This window comes from Acidisphaera rubrifaciens HS-AP3 (genome assembly GCF_000964365.1).
Taxonomy (GTDB): Bacteria; Pseudomonadota; Alphaproteobacteria; order Acetobacterales; family Acetobacteraceae; genus Acidisphaera; species Acidisphaera rubrifaciens.
Map to the genome: position 1 here is coordinate 1 of NZ_BANB01000676.1, position 3,875 is coordinate 3,875.

The 3,875-nt window shown below is 70.7% G+C and carries 4 protein-coding genes and 1 pseudogene; all 5 read left to right on the forward strand.

Features of this window, described 5'->3' with window-relative positions; genetic code table 11:
- Window positions 1-262: pseudogene (locus tag B8460_RS22225) on the forward strand (ComEC/Rec2 family competence protein); the annotation flags it as partial.
- A gap of 72 nt (window positions 263-334) precedes the next feature.
- Window positions 335-967 carry a 3-oxo-tetronate 4-phosphate decarboxylase gene (gene otnC, locus B8460_RS16255; protein WP_048862660.1) on the forward strand — a complete coding sequence of 211 codons (633 nt, stop codon included), beginning with the start codon at window positions 335-337 and terminating at the stop codon, window positions 965-967.
- Window positions 968-1,153: 186 nt separating this feature from the next.
- Window positions 1,154-2,686 carry an amidase gene (locus B8460_RS16260; RefSeq protein WP_048862661.1) on the forward strand — a complete coding sequence of 511 codons (1,533 nt, stop codon included), beginning with the start codon at window positions 1,154-1,156 and terminating at the stop codon, window positions 2,684-2,686.
- A 99-nt stretch (window positions 2,687-2,785) separates the two neighbouring features.
- Window positions 2,786-3,244, forward strand: a complete 459-nt coding sequence (locus tag B8460_RS16265) for a MaoC family dehydratase (protein WP_048862662.1) — start codon at window positions 2,786-2,788, stop codon at window positions 3,242-3,244.
- 110 nt (window positions 3,245-3,354) lie between these two features.
- A partial coding sequence (locus B8460_RS22940) for a flagellar motor protein MotB (protein ID WP_277813988.1) occupies window positions 3,355-3,875 on the forward strand: 521 nt, incomplete at its 3' end.

Sequence of the window (3,875 nt, forward strand, 5' to 3'; positions counted from 1 at the left end):
GGACGGGCCGATGGCGCTGCTGCTGCGCCGCGCGGCGCCCGATCCGGCCGACTGCGCGGCGGCGTCCGTCATGATCTCATCGGAGCCGGCGCGCGGGCGGTGCGATCCGCTGCGCCCGCGGCTGATCGACCGCTTCACCGTCTGGCGCCGCGGTGCCTATGCGGTCTGGCTGCGCCCGGGCGGGTTCGTCCTGCTGTCGGACCGCGACGTGCGCGGCGACCGGCCGTGGATACCGCCGCTGCCGCGCCATCGCGCGCCATAGGGGAAGCCGGAGGGGTTGGCGCCCGGCCGCCCGTCCCGCACGATTGTCCGGCAGGGGCAAAGAGGAGCGGGGATGCGGACGGAGCATGCGGCGCGCGAGGCGATCTGCCGGCTCGGGCAGAGCCTGTTCCGGCGCGGCCTGACTTACGGCAGTTCCGGCAACATCAGCGTCCGGCTGGATGACGGCTGGCTGATGACGCCGACCAACGTCTCGCTCGACGAGCTCGATCCCGCGCGGCTGTCGCGGCTCGATGCCGACGGACAGCTGGTCTCGGGCGACCCGCCCACCAAGGAGAGCTTCCTGCACCGCGCCATGTACGGCGAGCGGCCGGGCGACGGCGCCGTGGTGCACCTGCATTCGACCCATGCCGTCGCCGTGTCGGTGCTGGAGGGCGTGGACCCGGCGGACGTGCTGCCGCCGATCACCGCCTATTACGTGATGCGGGTCGGGCGTCTGCCGCTGGTGCCGTACTACCCGCCGGGCGACCGCACGCTCGCCGACGCCGTCGCCGCGCTGGCGGGCCGGCATCACGCCGTGCTGCTCGCCAATCACGGGCCGGTGGTGTCCGGCACCTCGCTGTCCGCCGCCGCGGCGGCGATCGAGGAGCTGGAGGAGACGGCACGGCTGCATCTTCTTCTGCGTGGCGAACGGGTGCGGCTGCTGACGGGCGCGCAGGTCGCGGCGCTGCGCCCGCCCGCGGGGTGACGCCGCGGCGCCCGGCCTTGCCTGACCGGCTTCTCTCCGGCGGGCGTGGCATGTAGGCTGCAAGCCGTGGCCCGACGAAAGGGGCATCCCGTCGCAACGAGGCGTGGGATGTCCGGACGCGCATCCGCACCGCGCGTCTGATGCCTGTGCCGCCGCGATCCCTATGCAACATCTGGGAGACAGACCATGCCGCTTGGTACGCTGAAGCTGCCCACGATCGACACGCTGCGCGAAGTCGCCGCCGAGCTCGGCATGACGCTGAGCGACGACGAGCTGGCGCAGCAGCGCGAATGCCTGGTGGGCGGCATCGCCGCCTATAACATCGTCGACCAGATGCCCGACGAGCTGCCCGCCGTGAAATACCCGCGTGCGCCGGGCTATCGCCCGACCGGCGAGGAAAACAAGTACAACGCCTGGTACTACAAGACCAACATCGAGGGCGCGCCGTCCGGCAAGCTCAAGGGAAAGAAGATCGCGATCAAGGACAACACCTGCGTCGCGGGTGTGCCCATGATGAACGGTGCCTCGACGCTCGAAGGCTACATGCCGGAGGTCGACGCGACCGTCGTCACCCGCATGCTCGACGCGGGCGCCACCATCGCCGGCAAGGCGGTGTGCGAGTATTTCTGCTTCTCCGGCGGCAGCCACACCAGCAGCACCGGCCCCGTGCACAACCCGCACCGCATGGGCTACTCGGCCGGTGGCTCGTCGTCGGGCAGCGCCGCGCTGGTGGCGGCGGGCGAGGTGCCGATGGCGCTCGGTGGCGATCAGGGCGGATCGATCCGCATGCCCGCCTCGTACTGCGGCATCTACGGCATGAAGCCGACGCACGGCCTCGTGCCCTACACCGGCATCATGCCGATCGAGCTGACGATCGATCACACCGGCCCGATGACCGCGACGGTCGAGGACAACGCGCTGCTGCTGGAAGTGCTGGCCGGCCCCGACGGGCTCGACCCGCGCCAGTATCATGCCGGGCCGCCGGTGGCCTATCGCGACGGCCTGAACGCCGGCGTCAAGGGCATGCGCATCGCCGTCGTCAAGGAAGGCTTCGGCCTGCCGCAGTCGATGGAGGCGAGCGATTCCGTGGTCAAGGCGGCGGCCGAGCGGTTCCGCGGCCTCGGCGCCACGGTCGAGGAGGTGTCGATCCCGATGCACCTTCTTGGCGGCGCGATCTGGCTGCCGATCGCGGCCGAGGGTGCGACCGTGCAGATGATGCAGGGCAACGGGTACGGCTTCAACTGGCAGGGCCTGTACCTGACCTCGCTGATGGGCGCGCATAGCGGCTGGCGCGACCGTGCCGACGAGCTGTCCGACACGCTGAAGAACACGATGCTGCTCGGTCACTACATGGTCACGCGCCATCGGGGCCATTACTACGCCAAGGCGCAGAACCTCGTGCGCCGTCTGCGCGCCGCCTATGACTCGGTGCTCGCGCAGTACGACCTGCTGCTGATGCCGACGCTGCCGATGACCGCGACCAAGCTGCCGGCGGCCGACGCGCCGACGACGGAGATCATCCAGCGCGCCTTCGAGATGCTGCCGAATACCTCGCCGACCGACTGCACGCATCACCCGGCGATGAGCATCCCGTGCGGCATGGTGGACGGACTGCCGGTGGGCATGATGCTGATCGGCAAGTTCTACGACGAGAAGACGATCTATTCCGCCGCCGCCGCCTTCGAAAAGGGCGTGGACTGGAAGTCGATCACCGCCTGATCTGACGTGACGGCCGGGCGGCCCTGCGCGGGGCCGCCCTCGTCTCCCGCGCCGTGCCGTGCCAGGGTCGCGCGGCACGGTCAGGGAGCACGGACGAACATGCTGGTTGTCGAGCGCGCGGCGGATCTCGCGGATTATGTCGGCAAGTCGGTCGGCGTGAGCGACTGGATCACCGTCGATCAGAAGATGATCGACACCTTCGCCGAGGCGACCGGCGATCATCAGTGGATACATGTCGACGTGGAGCGCGCGAAGCGCGAGATGCCGGGCGGGCGGACGATCGCGCACGGCTATCTGACGCTGTCGCTGCTGCCGCGTCTGGCCGCCGGGCTCTGGAACGTCCGGCAGCGCTCGCGCGGGCTGAACTACGGGTCGAACAAGATCCGCTTCACCGCGCCGGTGCCCGCCGGGTCGCGCATCCGCCTGCAGCAGACCCTGGTCTCGCTGGAGCCGGTCGAGGGCAACGGCCATCGCCTGACCATGGCGAGCACGGTCGAGATCGAGGGCGGCACGCGCCCCGCCCTCGTCGCCGAGGTGCTGACGGTCATCTACGACTGACCCGCGGACGGGCGCGTGGCTGACGCGCGCCGGTCTTTAGCCGCCGGTTAAGCACCGCCATCCCATCCTGCCGCCGGCGGGAGTGGTCCCGCGCGACGGAACCGGGGGCGATGGCGAAGTCCGACAGGCGGGGCGGCAACGGTCCCACCATCATCATCCGCAAGGAGGAGGTGGTCGAGGGCGGCCACCACGGCGGCGCTTGGAAAGTCGCCTACGCCGACTTCGTCACCGCCATGATGGCGTTCTTCCTGCTGATGTGGCTGCTCAACGCCACGACGGAGGCGCAGCGGAAGGGGCTCGCCGACTATTTCAGCCCCACCGCCGTGCTCGGGCGCACCACCTCCGGCAGCGGCCAGCCCTTCGGCGGCCACACGGCCTTCGACGAGGGCGCCATGGTGTCCGATCGCGGGGCCGTGCAGATCATGAACGGTCGCGTGCCGGTGCCGGTCGACCCGGATGAGGACGAGACGGCGGACACGCCGGCGCAGCAGCGTACCTATCAGGACACGCCCCCCGATCCGACCCGGCCGGCGGCCGGTGGCGGCGCGCAGACCGCGCAGGGGACGGGCGGGAGCGATGCCGGGCCGAACGCGCCCGAGCGCCAGGGATCTGGGCGCGGAACTCGGGGCTG